The organism is Bradyrhizobium tropiciagri, from assembly GCF_001189845.1.
Classification (GTDB): Bacteria; Pseudomonadota; Alphaproteobacteria; order Rhizobiales; family Xanthobacteraceae; genus Bradyrhizobium; species Bradyrhizobium tropiciagri.
In genome coordinates this window covers 1-13,377 of sequence record NZ_LFLZ01000086.1, presented here as the reverse complement: position 1 = coordinate 13,377, position 13,377 = coordinate 1, and the positions used below count along the sequence as shown (strand labels likewise).

14 protein-coding genes and 4 pseudogenes are annotated in these 13,377 nt (G+C 60.4%); 11 read left to right on the top strand and 7 right to left on the bottom strand.

Features of this window, described 5'->3' with window-relative positions; genetic code table 11:
- Positions 1–485: 485 nt before the first annotated feature.
- Positions 486–1,681: pseudogene (locus AKN84_RS38860) on the bottom strand (IS256 family transposase).
- 388 nt (positions 1,682–2,069) lie between these two features.
- Here AKN84_RS38860 and AKN84_RS47570 point away from each other — a divergent pair.
- From AKN84_RS47570 to AKN84_RS50150, 4 genes are all read left to right on the top strand, one after another.
- On the top strand, positions 2,070–2,210 hold the full coding sequence (locus AKN84_RS47570; protein WP_157863382.1) for a hypothetical protein: 141 nt from the start codon (positions 2,070–2,072) through the stop codon (positions 2,208–2,210).
- Positions 2,211–2,714: 504 nt separating this feature from the next.
- Positions 2,715–3,191 (top strand): lipocalin-like domain-containing protein, encoded by a 477-nt coding sequence (locus AKN84_RS38855; RefSeq protein WP_128971546.1) that lies wholly within the window; start codon positions 2,715–2,717, stop codon positions 3,189–3,191.
- 31 nt (positions 3,192–3,222) lie between these two features.
- A complete protein-coding gene (locus AKN84_RS50155) occupies positions 3,223–3,411 on the top strand; it encodes an SDR family NAD(P)-dependent oxidoreductase (RefSeq protein ID WP_283805573.1) in 189 nt (62 codons plus the stop codon).
- Positions 3,347–3,562: an SDR family NAD(P)-dependent oxidoreductase gene (locus tag AKN84_RS50150; protein WP_283805572.1), complete on the top strand. Its 216-nt coding sequence runs from the start codon at positions 3,347–3,349 to the stop codon at positions 3,560–3,562. Before AKN84_RS50155 ends, AKN84_RS50150 begins: the two co-directional genes overlap by 65 nt.
- A 714-nt stretch (positions 3,563–4,276) precedes the next feature.
- On the opposite strand, the pseudogene AKN84_RS38850 reads toward AKN84_RS50150, so the two are convergent.
- Positions 4,277–4,777, bottom strand: a pseudogene (locus AKN84_RS38850) (transposase); the annotation flags it as partial.
- Between the two features lie 231 nt (positions 4,778–5,008).
- Between AKN84_RS38850 and AKN84_RS50885 the strand changes: the two are divergent.
- From AKN84_RS50885 to AKN84_RS46630, 3 genes are all read left to right on the top strand, one after another.
- The gene (locus AKN84_RS50885) at positions 5,009–5,947 is read left to right on the top strand and encodes a KamA family radical SAM protein (RefSeq protein ID WP_430649966.1); all 939 of its coding nucleotides are present in this window, start codon (positions 5,009–5,011) and stop codon (positions 5,945–5,947) included.
- A 12-nt stretch (positions 5,948–5,959) separates the two neighbouring features.
- Positions 5,960–6,805 carry a 3-oxoadipate:acetyl-CoA acetyltransferase gene (locus tag AKN84_RS38845; protein WP_050425672.1) on the top strand — a complete coding sequence of 282 codons (846 nt, stop codon included), beginning with the start codon at positions 5,960–5,962 and terminating at the stop codon, positions 6,803–6,805.
- 73 nt (positions 6,806–6,878) lie between these two features.
- A complete protein-coding gene (locus tag AKN84_RS46630; RefSeq protein WP_128971545.1) occupies positions 6,879–7,067 on the top strand; it encodes a hypothetical protein in 189 nt (62 codons plus the stop codon).
- A 313-nt stretch (positions 7,068–7,380) separates the two neighbouring features.
- On the opposite strand, the gene AKN84_RS38840 is transcribed toward AKN84_RS46630, so the two are convergent.
- Positions 7,381–7,584 carry a hypothetical protein gene (locus tag AKN84_RS38840; protein ID WP_128971544.1) on the bottom strand — a complete coding sequence of 68 codons (204 nt, stop codon included), beginning with the start codon at positions 7,582–7,584 and terminating at the stop codon, positions 7,381–7,383.
- 436 nt (positions 7,585–8,020) lie between these two features.
- On the opposite strand from AKN84_RS38840, the gene AKN84_RS47890 reads away from it, so the two are divergent.
- Positions 8,021–8,395, top strand: coding sequence for a hypothetical protein (locus AKN84_RS47890; protein WP_050425670.1), 375 nt, complete (start codon positions 8,021–8,023; stop codon positions 8,393–8,395).
- 682 nt (positions 8,396–9,077) lie between these two features.
- Here the strand turns inward: AKN84_RS47890 and AKN84_RS38830 are convergent.
- The 4 genes and pseudogenes from AKN84_RS38830 to AKN84_RS46620 form a co-directional block, all read right to left on the bottom strand.
- Positions 9,078–9,272: a hypothetical protein gene (locus AKN84_RS38830; protein ID WP_050425669.1), complete on the bottom strand. Its 195-nt coding sequence runs from the start codon at positions 9,270–9,272 to the stop codon at positions 9,078–9,080.
- Positions 9,273–9,507: 235 nt separating this feature from the next.
- Positions 9,508–10,851: an MmgE/PrpD family protein gene (locus tag AKN84_RS38825; protein WP_050425668.1), complete on the bottom strand. Its 1,344-nt coding sequence runs from the start codon at positions 10,849–10,851 to the stop codon at positions 9,508–9,510.
- A 38-nt stretch (positions 10,852–10,889) separates the two neighbouring features.
- The gene (locus AKN84_RS38820; RefSeq protein WP_128971542.1) at positions 10,890–11,621 is read right to left on the bottom strand and encodes a cupin domain-containing protein; all 732 of its coding nucleotides are present in this window, start codon (positions 11,619–11,621) and stop codon (positions 10,890–10,892) included.
- 299 nt (positions 11,622–11,920) lie between these two features.
- Positions 11,921–12,154: pseudogene (locus tag AKN84_RS46620) on the bottom strand (transposase); the annotation flags it as partial.
- Between the two features lie 60 nt (positions 12,155–12,214).
- Between AKN84_RS46620 and AKN84_RS50145 the strand changes: the two are divergent.
- From AKN84_RS50145 to AKN84_RS46615, 3 genes and pseudogenes are all read left to right on the top strand, one after another.
- A complete protein-coding gene (locus AKN84_RS50145; RefSeq protein ID WP_283805576.1) occupies positions 12,215–12,346 on the top strand; it encodes a hypothetical protein in 132 nt (43 codons plus the stop codon).
- A gap of 267 nt (positions 12,347–12,613) precedes the next feature.
- Positions 12,614–12,877 (top strand): IS66 family insertion sequence element accessory protein TnpB, encoded by a 264-nt coding sequence (gene tnpB, locus AKN84_RS38805; protein WP_202814727.1) that lies wholly within the window; start codon positions 12,614–12,616, stop codon positions 12,875–12,877.
- Positions 12,878–13,017: 140 nt separating this feature from the next.
- Positions 13,018–13,377 (top strand): annotated as a pseudogene (locus AKN84_RS46615) (transposase domain-containing protein); the annotation flags it as partial.

Sequence of the window (13,377 nt, the reverse complement as noted above, 5' to 3'; positions counted from 1 at the left end):
TCCTTGCAAGCCACTCTTAGCTCGGTCGCAATACAAATTGTAAAGGAACCACGAGTGAATTCGGCCGTGAAGAGATGGTGCACACTTCTCGATCGCTACCCCGGCACGGAGCCGCGAGACGAAGGTGCTTCCGGGCGACCACATCTCGCGTGCGGCCGTTCGGGGTCCCTTCGCGCCCGCGGCGGAGCCACCGTCGCCGAGGGTGGCCGAGTGGCTTGCGACGTATGATAGAGCCGATTAGTCAGGCACAGAGGACCTGCGAAGCAGGCGGACGGTCTCCCGGACCGCGACGAGGCCCCTGAACCAGACTAGATTCAGCCCCCGAGGCAGTCACAATGGTTGTGGTGAAGGCTTACGTCCCGCCGAGGAACACTGTGTTGTCGCAGGCAGCGCAATCTCATAGGCGCAGGCGGAAAGCGATCGTGTCCCGTGGCGTGGTGTAGCTGGCGGCGGCTCACCGCGTTCACCGGCATGGGCCGGACAGGTCAACTGGCGATTGCCGGAAGGCTGACGGTGGGATCATCGCTCAACGGCGCGATGGTTTCCAGCGTCATGTAGCGGGCGCGCTGGACGGCCCATTCATCGTTTTGCTCAAGCAGGATCGCGCCAACGAGGCGAACAATCGCGTCTTCGTTGAGGAAGATGCCGACCACCACGGTCGCCGCTTGATCTCGCCGTTGCGGCGCTTGATCGGGTTGGTCGAGTGCAGCTTGGTCCGATGCTGGGGCGGGAACGTCATGTAGGCGAGCGCATCGGGCTCCGCTTCGTCGAGGAAGTCGGCAAGCTTGGGCTGCTTGGGGCGGAGCTGGTCGGCGACCTTTCGCCACTGCGTTCGTGCGGTCTCGGCATCATCCTGGGCAAACGCGGTGGCGATGAAGGCAGAGACGACGCGCCGCCCGCTCTTGCCGGCATGGGCCAGCGCGTTGCGCATGAAGTGCACGCGGCAACGCTGTCAAGTGACGTTGAGCACCTTGGCCACGGTGGCCTTGATGCCCTCGTGAGCGTCGGAGACGACGAGCTTGACACCGCGCAGGCCACGGCGAGCAAGCTTGCGCAGGAATGCCGTCCAGAACGTCTCGGCTTCGGAGGGACCGCTATCCATGCCGAGCACCTCGCGCCAGCCGTCACTGTTGACGCCGACCGCGACAATCACCGCGACCGACAAGATGCGGCCATTCTGGCGCACCTTCACGTAGGTGGCGTCGATCCACAGATACGGCCAGTCGCCCTCGATCGGACGGGCGAGGAACGCCTTCACCTTGTCATCGATCTCGCCGCACAGCCGACTCACCTGGCTTTTGGAGATGCCGCTCATGCCCATCGCCTGCACCAGATCGTCCACCGAGCGGGTCGAGACGCCCTGCACTGGGCTTCCTGCACCACGGCGGTGAGCCTTCTCGGCCATGCGGCGCAGCTCCAGGAAGCCCCCGGAAGTAGGAGCCCTTGTGCAGCTTGGGGAAGCGCAGCTCGACCGCGCCGGCGCGGGTCTCCCAGACCCGGTCGCGATAGCCGTTCCGTTAGCCCAGACGCCCGGGTTCTTCTCGCCGTAGGCCGCCCCGGTCTGGCTTTCGACCTCCAGCTCCGTCAGCCGCTAGGCGGCGAAGCCGATCATCTCGCGTAACAGATGCGCGTCAGGGGTCTTCTCCACGAGGGTGCGAAGTTTCATCATTTCGTCGGTCATCGGTGGTTCCTCGAATCAGGTTGGTGTCAGCAACCCGACCCTACCGACGAATCATCGATGACCACCGCAAAGCCGCCCGCCCGCTACGGTGCTGTTTGGGGACGCGCGTGTAGGCGCCTTTGCTCTACCGAGTTCACGACGTGCGCAAGGTGATTCCGGAGGACGGCATCGTTGTGCTCGATAACAGTGTACAAGATCTGGTAGGCGCGCAACTACTGTACCTATGTTACGAACACGTTGCTGCTATCGGCGGGGTTGACGTTGAAGTATGTCAACGTACTGGAAGCCATATACCGCCTACAACACGCGAACTATCAAATGCTGCGGGCGGAAATATTCGTACCGTCTTCGCAGCCTAGCTGAGGAATTTGGGCAATAGGGGCGCAGAATGGTGACGGGCTCGGATCTACCTGCCGAAGCGCTGCCGCGTGGGGAGGTTGATCGTGTGATGCTTGCCGGCGAAGGGAATCTCGATGTGCTGGAATCGCTTCGAAATTCGAAGATCGAGGTGGGGGCTGACACGCCGTGAGGAGGCCGCGGCGTTTATGACGGCGACGTGCCGGCGGTTCCGCGGCAGCCGGGGCGTGTGCATTGCAGCTCGCGGTCCAAGTGCAGTTAACCTGTCGAGCGGGGCGCCTATGCTCACTCGGTGCAATGCCGATGGTCATGATCACTTAGATAAAAGGCGATTATGGGCAGTAGAGAGGGGGCGTTTTCAGGTTGTCGATGTGATCGCGTCGACGAAACCGCTTACCAAGTTGCCGCGACTGATCGTAAGCTCGGAGTATTCCTACGCGTCCGCGATACGTGTCGTGTCGCGAGGATTGGCGCCACGCGCATGTATTTCGGTGAGGGGGAAGCGGCAAACTTGCAAGACCCCTCGCAAAGACCCGGTGCTTAACCTTATCGAGCAACCGGAGCGACACCGAATACTGATGGCGCCCCGGTCCGAGCAAGACAGTTCTATGATCGACACGTTCGACATCCATCTCCAGACAGCGCTTACAAACGAGTTTCGACTCGGGAGGACGACTTGGCGACAGACAAGGAAATCTTGACATCGGTAAGGCCTGCCCCCCCCCCAGCGGATTGTCCGGTGCTTGGTACATGGCGGCTGCGTTCCTACGTTCGCGAACGATTGTCGGATGGACATCGCCATAATCAATTCGGCGAGGCCCCCGTCGGCTACATCGGCTACGCGGCGGACGGCAGAATGTACGCTATCTTCACGCGGAACGATCGGGTCGTACCTCGCGACGTGGTGCCCACCGATGAAGAAGGCGCGGAGTTGCTCGGCACCATGGTCGCCTATGCCGGCACTTTCTCGCTGGGGGAGAACGTCGTCGTTCATCACATCGACACATCGTGGAACCAGGCGTGGACCGGCACCGATCAAATCCGGCACTTTGTGCTCGAGGGTGATACGCTGACGATCACGACCGCTCCGTACAAGAGCTATCTCGACGGCAAGATGGGCCGCTCGATGCTGATCTGGAACAGGGTCAAGTAATGCCGCTGCCTGGGGTTAGCGGATATCTGCGATGAATGACCTGTTTGGAATCGAAGGGGCACATGTCCTGGTCACAGGCGGCTCGAGCGGTCTTGGACGATTCTTTGCAACCGTCCTCGCAGGGCGGGGGGCACGCGCGACCGCCGGCACACGCCGTGCGAAAGCTCTGGCCAAAACCGTCGAGGACATTACTGCGGCCAAGGGCTGGCTCAAAGCGTGATGACGGACGTCACCGTCGCAGCGGGCATCGAGAGATTATCATCAACAACGCAGGCGTCACGGCTACGCGGCCCGCGCTGCAACAGGATGAGGCCGACTGGGAGAAGGTCGTCGACATCAACTTGAAAGGCGTCTGGCTGGTCGGCAGGTAGCTGGACGCCGCATGGTCGCGCACAGCGTTAAAGGTTCGATCGTTAATGTGGCGTCGATCCTAGACCCGCAGGTCGCAAGCTCGGTCGCTCCATATGCGATTGAGTCCGGTGTTGTGCAGATGAACACGGCGCTCGCCTCGAATGAGCGCGCTACAGTGTTCGTGTCAACGCGCTTGCTCCGGGCTATTTCGAAACCGAACTGAACGACGATTTCCTTCTCGAAGCTGCGGGCCAGGCATTAATCAAGCGAATTCCCCAGAGGCACCTTGGCGAATTGCGAGAGCTTGAAGGACCGCTTCTGCGGCTCGCACGGAACTTAGCTGCTACATGACCAGAAGCGTAATCGTCACAGCGCAAGCTTTCCCAGCCCAAAAGAACTAAGAAAATGCGAGGAATCACACCCTACCGGGCGGGCGAAGCCACTTTTCGGCCGCCTGTTCTCTCATGTTTGCTGTCAAGGGACTCGATCAAGCGGAGCCGCTTCCGGCACTGAGCGCCGGACGCTGGACTTCGAAGGTGCCCACGATAGGAGGCAGGGCCAAAGACGACGGTTGATCAATCTCATGCGCGGGTTGGCTACCGCATGACCGTGGTTTCGTCTTGGGGCTGCCTCGGTCTAGGGGGCTAGCGTCGGCAATTCCGGCTCATAACACGGGGATTCCCCACCGCGCCCTGCCTCCTGCCCTGGGCACCGATATGGTTGAGCGGCGCTCTTCAGGCGGCCGGCCTGAGCTGCACTTGACGAGTGATCGCCCACAGGAAGCCGACCATCTCGCGTGCAATGGCGGTGGTGACGATCGCCTTCGATTTGTCGGCCGCCGACAAGCGGCGATAGCGGGCGCACAGCCTGACCTGAGCCTTCCGGGCGACATCGCGGATAGCTTGAGGTAGGCGTTCGTTACGGTCACGGAGCTTGCGACTGACGCGGGCTTGCATGCGATAGGTCCATGCCCCCTCGATCAGAGTTCGCCTGGCCAGAGCGTTGCCGGCCTTGGTGATGCCGCCGCGTCGGATGGTTGCGCCGCTCGAATGCCCCGACGGCACGAGGCCGAGAAAGGCCATCAACTGGCGGGGATTGTCGAAGCGGGAGCAGTCGCCGACCTCGGCAACCACCGTCACGGCGACGATGAAGGGGACACCGCGCATCGCCTGCACGGACTCTACGAACGGCGTCATCGACCATTGTGGCGCCAGCTCCTCGATCCGCTTGGTCAAGCATTCCAGCTGATTCAGGAATATGTTGAATTGCACCGGTACCTTTCGAGATCGGCGCTCGGGCCAGTCCTTCCCCGGCCTCTTGCATCGGAGGTCAAATTGCTCAGTGCGTGGTCGTCGCCAAAGCAAATGGGACACGATGACGCACTCATAGGTTGGATAGTCGACGATAGGGCTGGTTTCGGTGATTCTTAGGCGAAAGGCGTACAATAGGAACAAGCAGAGGATCCGATGACTTGGCACCCTGTCGCTCCTTCCCCTCGAGAACGCGATCATCGTCTAACGTGCCCACTAGAGAATTTGGTTCAGCATGGGCTGGCATCGTCGGATTCAGTGCCAAGCTTAATCGAAGGGGTTAACAAGTCTTCGGTACGGATCACATCCGAGATGCGAATAGCTCCGAACACCAAAGATCCAGATGATCTAATAACTCGCCAGTTCAGTCCGACTGCGAACGAATTGCGCGTAAGAAACGAAGAACGCAGCGACCCCGTCGGCGATAATGTTCTCTCGAAGCTGAAGAGGCTGACCCGCCGATACCGGGATCGGGTTCTTCTGCTGCTTACGCAGACCTGCCAAGTCTACTGCAGATATTGCTTCCGTCGCGAAAAAGTCGTTTCCGGTAAAAAAAGTCTTCGAGCAGAGGAATTAGCGGCCGCCCTAGAACACGTCCGTGAAACGCCAGAGGTCTGGGAAGTTGTTCTTTCCGGAGACGATCTGTTTGCTCTCGGAGACCGGCACCTGGAGGTAATTCTGGAGTCACTGGAGGCCATCGAGCATGTCAAAGTGATCCGGCTCCCCGTCAGATTGCCGGTCGTCGAGCCAGCGCGAATTACCGAAAAGCTATTGGATGTACTAAGCCGCAGGCGATGCGCTATTTACATTGTTCATATTAATCATCCAAACGAGCTAACGAAAAGCGCCAAGGATGCATGTGCAGCTCATTCACATGGTCTATGGCGGCACCGACGATGCCAATCTCGTCGAGGTCGGCACGTTGGACGCCTATGCGGCCAGGATACCGAACTTTACCTTCACGACCGTCGTCGCCGCGGCCGGCAGTGCCCATCCGCGGAAGGGGTACGTCACGCACCAAGTGCCGGAGGCGGCGCTGAAACGCGGAGACGTGGATGTCTATTTTTGCAGCCCGTCGCCGGCGACCACGGCTGACGGAGACTCATCATGCGCCCCGTTATCATCGCCGTTGCAATCACAGGCTCAGTCCCACGCAAGAAGGACAATCCAGCGCTGCCGATTCTGCCTGCTGAGCAGATCGAGTCGACACACGCGGCCTACAAGGCGGGCGCGGCTCTGGTTCACATTCACGTGCGGAACGATGATGGGTCCCCCTCATCGGATCCTGACCGTTTTGCGGAAGTCCAGGCGGGGGTGTGCAAGCACTGCCCCGGCATGATCGTGCAGTTCTCGACGGGAGGCCGCGGACGCGATCCTACCGCGCGTGGTCTTTCGCTTGTGCATCGGCCGGAGATGGCTTCGCTCTCGACCGGATCAACGAATTTTCCCACTATTGTGTACCAGAATCCCGCAGCCTTGGTACTCGACCTTGCGACTCGTATGAAGCAGTTTGAGATTGCGCCTGAGATCGAGATTTTCGACCTGTCGCACATCCACGGCACGAGGCGACTGATCGATGCCGGCCTGATTTCGCCGAGCCCGCACGTGCAATTCGTTATGGGAGTTCAGAATGCGCTGCCGGCTGACGAACATCTGCTCGATATTCTGCTTCTGGAAACCAAGCGTATCATTCCCGACGCGACATGGACTGCAGCTGGGATTGGTCGCCATCAATCGCAGGTGATCGAATGGGCGTTGCAGCGCGGCGCAAACGCGGTGCGCACTGGCATGGAAGACAACATTCGAATCAGCAAAGAGCGGCTCGCTTCTGGGAATGCCGAGCTCGTGAGCTTCGCTGCGGGGCTGATAGAAAAGCATGGCGGCAGGCCTGCAACACCGGCCGAGGCGCGGGCCTTGCTCGGCCTTCGGGCGGCTAAAGCGAGATGGGGTTAGGTTGAAGCGATTAGGGATTCCCAAATCAGCCGGTTTCTGATTCACCATGCTGACTGGAAGGAGGCCAGCATGGATGGGCAAGCCTTACTCTCTGGATCTCCGTAAGCGTGTCGTGTCCGCGATCGAGGGCGGGATGTCGCGCAATCCGTTCCGATGGACCAAATCCGCCGATGACATCCTTGCTTCCATCGAGCGCTTCTGCCGTTACAATGCCCCGGCAAAACAGGACCCGATGTTGCGAACTTCTGGTTCAGGACACTAGATCATTGAAGTCGACGTCCGCTTCGGCCCAAGGCGGTTGCCGCGCAACGAAGTAACGAGATAGGTCAGCGGTAATCCGCACCAGCAGGACACATGTCTCGCGCAGGCTTGGTGGCAAGCCGATCGCGCCTTAAAGACGAAGCACCTGCTAGCAATGAATGGCGGGCGCGTCGAGCTGCAGACCGCGAACCTGCTGGTCGAGGGGGAGCCACGACGAGGCCGTGGCCGGAAGCCGCGCTGTGCTTTAGGGGGCGCTCTCATCGGACATCAAGACAACAAGCCGGGGCGGGTCTACGACGGCGCACTCATCGGGATCAACAACCTGCTTGGCTGGTGCGGCGGGCTTGGAAAGTTCGGCGATTCATCCAAACCAGGTCGTTCGCGGCTGTGGGGTAGCTGCCGGCCCGTACATACATCCGGACAAGCGGCATCCCGAGCGCCATCGCCTGGGCCTCGACCAGCGTCTCGCGCTCGCGATGCGTGGAGGCGCGGCCGAACTCCGGGTTGATTGTGGTCATCAGCGATTCCACGCCAGTCGCCCGCCCTTCGGACACGGTGGAGCGCCATGGCGCAATCCTTGCCGCCGCTTTAGAAGATCGCGGCGCGGCGGCCGGTCGTCGCCACTCAGGCCCCTTCGGGCGCTCAGGCGCCCTCGATGGTGGCCATGCCGGACAAGCAGAACGGCAGGTCGCCGCTTAGCGTTCCGCCGAAGAACGGATGGCCCGCCGGGTAGCATCCCGCAAGCCCGCCACGGTGTGAAGGTAGAGCCGCGGAGCGCCCGCTCAAGGGAGGGCCGCCTGCCTCCCCGGGGGACCTCCCCACCATTTAACAAGCGGATTTTTGGGCAGCCAGCGACGGGTCGAAGGTGGTACCGGTGCGCGGCGGCGATCAGGGTGAGACTCGTATTGCCGCACGTAAAAGTGCTCCCTCAGGCTGCTCCGCGGCCTCATCTTTTTGCTCGACTTCGGCAATCACATTGAGACGCTGGGCATTCTGCCTGCAATCGCGCCAGGCGTTCGCTGCAGGGCATCGAAGGCTTCTGCGAGCAGCGTCGCGAGGACGATCCTTTCCACTCCCGGCAAGGATGCGAGGATCTCTACGTCGCTGCTTTCTCTGCCCCGGCTCGGCCTCTTCGATCGGGATGAGACGGGCGGTCAGCGTGCCCAGCTGATGATACGCTTGCCTGAGCTGCCGGTTCACGAAGCGGACACGCGCGATAAGCGTAGCGATGTGGGCAACGGCGGTTTCGGTCGCACCGGCGGCCACCTTAACGGGCGGTTTGCGCAGGATATCGAGCACATGACGGCGTCGAAGCGACGGATACGATGACCCTTGAGCAACCTGACGATCGTCGCCTCACGGATCCGGGCGGCTTTGGCCAGCGCGGGCACGGTCTTCCAGAGATCGAGCAGCCACTCTGCTCCGAGGTCGTTTTCGAGCTCGAGCATCCGCCGCACGCTCTTGGGCCTAAGGCTCGCCAGAATGGACCCGTTCGCTTCATTTGCGGCAAAAGTGGACCAAAGTCCTCGTTGAGAGCGGCCGCCGTACGGGTCGCGCCGGTCAGCGCGGTCGGCCGCCAGAAGAATCCTGACCGATCGAGCCGTTCTCCGCCCATCTCGATGTGCGCGCCCCCGAATCACCTCGCCTACCGCACTTATGCCGGTACGAGCTCGTGATAGTGGCCGGTCTTGTCCCAGGTCGCCTTCAGGATAACGCCCGAAACCTTTGCGATCGCGATCGTGAAGTGTGAAACGGCATGCATGTCACCTTTCTCGTCCCGAGCCGTGTAACATCCTGCCATCAGGTGCCCGCAGACCGTCTGAAATGCGCTCGATACGGTCACGTGCACGCGACAATGGGGGGCTCGTGCTCGAAGCCCCCGCACCGAAAGCCCGTGTCTATCCCGCTACTGGAAATCGACGGCTGCGGCTGCACTGAATTGTCCAGCACCCAGCCCATCCCAATGATGCCATGCGCGCTCAACTCCAACGGATCCGGGACCTCGACGAAGTCAATTCCCGAGATAGTCTTTGCGCGGCTGGTGGGGAAACCGCTCGATCCGCACCTTGTCCATCGAGCCGGTCGCGTCCAAAAGGGTTTCCTGTTTTGACATCATTTTGCTTGCAGATATCCCAAAGCTCCCGAGGGAGATCCTCACCTCGCCGAGTCGAGAGTAGATGATTTCTTCGACCTTGCCGCTAAGCATGTGTCTCTTCGTGCAAATGTCCGTAATTTCTGGGGCAATCGTCGATTGCCACCTTAGCGAACGTGGCGGCAACCGACGCGCGAGATGGTGAGAAAGAATACGCAATCCTCCTGCTGGATTTTCACTGACTGGCATGCCTTCGGGACTAGCGGGAAGGGCATGTCGCGGGAATCAAGCGGCCTATTGCCCGAGCCGCGATAATACCGCGGCCAAGTACGGATGCTTCGCGATCATGCTATCCTCTGACGAGCTGCATCAGCCCGCCAATATCAGGCGCTGACTCAAGACTGGCCACGACATCGCACACGCTTCGAGTGGCGGCATGAAGCCTCGGAGACGCCAGCCTCTTGAACATTGCCTCAACGTCGGTATCCCAACTCATGTCGGCCACGTCTGCAGAACGCATTGTGATCGTCGAGCCGTCCTTCAGCGTCACTTCAACGGTAACTCCGTCCACGTCGCTCCCCGCGACGAGCAACGATGTCTTCCGGGCGACTTCCTCGACATCCCGATCCCCGAATGATTCACGAAAGTACTTAAAATTCGTGACGGGTTTGCCGAGCAGCGCGGCAATGGAAGTGAACGTCGCGGACATCTGCGCCTGCAACGGGTTGTGATGCGGGGGGGCAGCCGAGACGCCAGGATAATCTATTCCATTCGCTGGGGTTGCAGGTCGGGTCACCATGACGCGTTCGATCTGAGACGGCGAAATACCGGCGGGCTGGAGCGAACGGATCATCAGCATCGTGTCTATATTGGCTGCGCAAACCGGGAAAGGCTTGGAGCGGGCGCCAAGGATCCCGAGCTCTCTCGTTTCGGCGGTCAGGGCGCCGGCATCGTGAGTCTGGCCGCGCGCAAGTGTTTCGAAGAACCCGTGCGGGCCATCGAGCGTGCCTAGCCACGTTTCACCCCCAGCCTCGGCAAGAGCAGCCGCGTTGATCCCAGCACGGGCTGCAAAGCCTGCTAGGATGTGGCCTTCCATCGTGCCAGCAGCGAGGGACTGGTAGAATCCGGTAGCCATGTTTGCAGCAAAGTTGAGCGCCGTCGCCAATCTGCCCGCATTCAAGCCAGACAATACCGACGCAGAGGCGGCGGCGGCAAAAGCCCCGATCGTCGGAACTCCACGAAACCCATTCGAATATAGAGCCGCACCCACGGCCGCCTCCATTCGCTGTGCCGCTTCGTAGCCGACAGCGATCGCGCTCAATACTTCCTGACCCGAACGTTGACGCTGCTCTCCGACCGCGAGCGCCACAGGAACAACGTAGGTTCCCGGGTGACCCCCAAAGCCAGAATCCGCCTGAGCCGTAACGTGGCTCGTTACAGCGTTCACGAACGCTGCATCCGCCCCGGCCGCGGTTGCATTGCGACCAATTATGGTGCACGGACCACTACATGGACTCACCGAGCGAAAGGCGACCCGAGGCGCCGGCTCGTCTAATCCGTCGAAGGTGACCGCAAGCGCATTGAGGATGCGTTGCTTGGCAGCTAGCATAGCCCTAGGAGGTAATGCCGTTGTCGCGACAGTGTGCAACACCTCGGCAAACGCGGTGCTGAGGTCTGATTTCCGGGTCTGCATCAAGTCGTATCTCCCTGCCGTCCCGTCGGGATCGCGGACTACTTTCGGTCATTAATATATTCGCTGCCACCCCAGATATAGGCCAGCGCAACACCACCGTTTTCGCTCACCCATGAGTGATGACATCCGAACGGACGGAAGCCCACGTCACCGGGTCTCTGCAAGCCGGATTCGTCAACAAACGAGCCTTCAATGTGGTACACAAGTTCATCACCGACATGCTCGTGCAGCTCGTTCGCAAATCCCGCAACGAACTTGAACAGCACGACGCGCCGCTTACTATTCGGGTCGCGCCAGATCTCCCTCTCATAGATATTCTTGTTAAACGAGGGGTCGCCCTCGCTTGGTACCCACTGCAGCCAAGGCATCTCGTTGACATTGATGACCTGGGTAGGCGGGCTCTTTACTGGCGCTTCCGCAACCGACTCGATGCTGCCGACGACGAAGGAGAGCGTCGTGGCTCCGCTAAGCGAGAACAGGGAATAGACGCAGCCCTCAGGCCGGTAGGCGACGTTCCCGGCGGCCACGTCACCGAACTCGTCAGATAGGACGCCTTCGATCACATAGACGATTTCGTCTCCGATTACCTGCTTCTGTGGCGGGCACTTGACGCCAGCTTCGTAGCGCATCATCGACAATTGACGTGGGACTGAGGGGGCATCCCACATCGGTTCGGCCCAGAGCGTTTTCCGCATAACGCCAGGCGCCTCTGCATTCCAGGCAATGGTGTGCGGAGTGATGTTGCGTGGCACGGGACGTTGACCGTTCATCTCACCCTATATCCTTGTGTTATGAACGCAAGCTATCACTAACAGCGAGGTTGTCATCCAATACTGCAGACATCCTACCGGATCGCTTAGCCGAATTTCCGCAATGTAGCCCTTCGCAAAGACGAAAGTCGTCGCCTGAGCCTGAGAAGGTGACGTTTGTGTGCGATCAAGCGTTATCTCTGGCTTCACACGAGCAAAGCACTGAGTCGTTTTGACTCTTGGGATTGAACTGAACCACCGGCTACATCGCTAGGACAGCTACCGAATCAGATAGAGTTGAGGACAAAAAGGCGCATGGTAATCTGCGCCAATTCCATCCCAGCTTGCAGTTCTTGCATAAGCAGGCGGAACAGCCGAGAGAGGATGCGCACCGGCAGGAAGAAGTCGGGCCGGCAAGCGACCCAGCGTGTGCCAACGGACAAAGGTCCAACACCAGACGCGACACAGTGGACATGCGGATGGTGTTGCAGGGGCTCGCCCCCGGTATGGAGGACGACAGTCACCCCGTGCTGGGCGCCGAGGCGCTTGGGGTCGTCTCCCTCCGGTGGAGTGCCGGCTTGCCGGGTTAAGACGAGTGCTGTGTAACAGCCGTTATGGACAGCAATAAGTTCAGTGCTCAGATTGAACGGTTCGAGGTTGTTGAGGCTGGCCGTCGCCGTCGCTGGACCGATGATGAGAAACTCAAGATCGTTCCGGAGAGTTTGCAGACGCTGCGCGCGGTCTGATCGACAGCACGACGACACGGCATCTCGCGCTCGCTCCTGTTGACTTGGCGACGATCCTTTGGGACGCGGACGAGCGATATTGAACAACCTCGGCCAGCCTTTGTGCCGGCGCGGTGATGCCGGACAACCGGCGGCGCCGCCAGTAGCTTCAGCGGGGCCAGCGAGCGGACGCATGGAAATTGTCATCGGCAAGGCCTGTCGCGTGATCGTAGACGCCGGCGTTGATCTGACCGTGTTGTCTCGCGTGTTGGATCTGCTGGAGCGGCGATGATCCCGATCGCAGCAGGGGCGAGAATCTGGATCGCAACCGGTCACACGGATATGCACATAGGAATGCAGGGTCTGGTATTGCTGGTGCAGAAGGGCTTGGAGCGAGATCCTTTTGCCGGCGACGTCTTTGTGTTCCGTGGTCGTGCTGGCACACTGATTAAGGCGTTTTGGCATGACGGGGTCGGGCTATCGCTTTATGACAAGCGCCGGACCGTGGCCGATTTATCTGGCCGGCGACGGTGGACGGCGTGGTGTTGCTGACCTCAGCTCAGATGGGCTATTTGCTGGAGGCAATCGACTGGCGTAACCCTCAACACAACTGGCGGCCGCAGGGCGCCGGATAGGCAATAATCCCGTGAGATTGCAAAAAGCCCGCGCGAAATCGCGGCTTTTGTGATTCCATTGGGCATGGGTGCGGTCCCGAGAAGCGACCGGAAGACACTGAGGCGCTCCAGGCGGCGTCGCTGGCAGCACGCGCCGAACTTGCCAGCCTTCGTGCCCAGCAGTCCGACGACCATGCGCTGATTACTCACCTCAAGCTGCAGATCGAAACGCTGAACCGTGATCGTTATGGCCCGCGCTCGGAGCGCGCCGCGCGGCTATTGAACCAGCTTGAACTGAGGCTGGAGGAACCTGGAGAGTTCGGCGACGGAGGACGAACTTGCAGCCGAAATGGCCGCAGCCAGGACGACGAAGGTGGCCTTGTTCACGCGCAAGAAGCCATCGCGCCAGCCGTTCCCGGACCATCTGCCTCGCGAGCG

What these genes read in the sequence shown, in the direction of transcription:
- AKN84_RS50145 (WP_283805576.1), top strand. Translation starts at nt 12,215, where the DNA reads ATGGACAGCAATAAGTTCAGTGCTCAGATTGAACGGTTCGAGGTTGTT.
- AKN84_RS38825 (WP_050425668.1), bottom strand. Translation starts at nt 10,851, where the DNA reads ATGCAGACCCGGAAATCAGACCTCAGCACCGCGTTTGCCGAGGTGTTG.
- AKN84_RS38820 (WP_128971542.1), bottom strand. Translation starts at nt 11,621, where the DNA reads ATGAACGGTCAACGTCCCGTGCCACGCAACATCACTCCGCACACCATT.
- AKN84_RS50885 (WP_430649966.1), top strand. Translation starts at nt 5,009, where the DNA reads ATGACTTGGCACCCTGTCGCTCCTTCCCCTCGAGAACGCGATCATCGT.
- AKN84_RS38840 (WP_128971544.1), bottom strand. Translation starts at nt 7,584, where the DNA reads ATGACCACAATCAACCCGGAGTTCGGCCGCGCCTCCACGCATCGCGAG.
- AKN84_RS38830 (WP_050425669.1), bottom strand. Translation starts at nt 9,272, where the DNA reads ATGCTTAGCGGCAAGGTCGAAGAAATCATCTACTCTCGACTCGGCGAG.
- AKN84_RS47570 (WP_157863382.1), top strand. Translation starts at nt 2,070, where the DNA reads ATGGTGACGGGCTCGGATCTACCTGCCGAAGCGCTGCCGCGTGGGGAG.
- AKN84_RS50155 (WP_283805573.1), top strand. Translation starts at nt 3,223, where the DNA reads ATGAATGACCTGTTTGGAATCGAAGGGGCACATGTCCTGGTCACAGGC.
- AKN84_RS38845 (WP_050425672.1), top strand. Translation starts at nt 5,960, where the DNA reads ATGCGCCCCGTTATCATCGCCGTTGCAATCACAGGCTCAGTCCCACGC.
- tnpB (WP_202814727.1), top strand. Translation starts at nt 12,614, where the DNA reads ATGATCCCGATCGCAGCAGGGGCGAGAATCTGGATCGCAACCGGTCAC.
- AKN84_RS46630 (WP_128971545.1), top strand. Translation starts at nt 6,879, where the DNA reads ATGGGCAAGCCTTACTCTCTGGATCTCCGTAAGCGTGTCGTGTCCGCG.